The following is a 258-nucleotide window of genomic DNA, read 5'->3' as shown; positions in this document are numbered from 1 at the left end:
GATGCGAATCGTACCTAAAATGTTATGCTCGGCATCCTTCACCGGATTTTGGATTGATTTGGTCACATCAATCTGGGCTGCCAGATGCATCACAAAATCTGGCCTTTCTTTCGCAAATATTTTTTCGATCTGGGGAGAAGTAATGTTCATTTTATATAGCTTGATGGCAGGGGGGACATATTCTTTTCGGCCCGTCATGAAGTTGTCGATCACGACGACCTCATAGCCCTCTCCCAGCAGCAAATCTACAATGTGGGA

General features: G+C 45.0%; 1 protein-coding gene. It reads right to left on the bottom strand.

Annotation, left to right across the window (positions count from 1 at the left end; translation table 11 throughout):
• Positions 1–252, bottom strand: a 252-nt coding sequence (locus SB754_RS21250; RefSeq protein WP_410784322.1) for an NAD-dependent epimerase/dehydratase family protein, incomplete at its 3' end; no start/stop codon positions are given.
• Between the last annotated feature and the right edge of the window lie 6 nt (positions 253–258).

The sequence above is a fragment of the Leifsonia sp. SIMBA_070 genome, assembly GCF_046534635.1.
Classification (GTDB): domain Bacteria; phylum Actinomycetota; class Actinomycetes; order Actinomycetales; family Microbacteriaceae; genus Leifsonia.
This window is presented reverse-complemented; position numbering and strand designations above follow the sequence as displayed.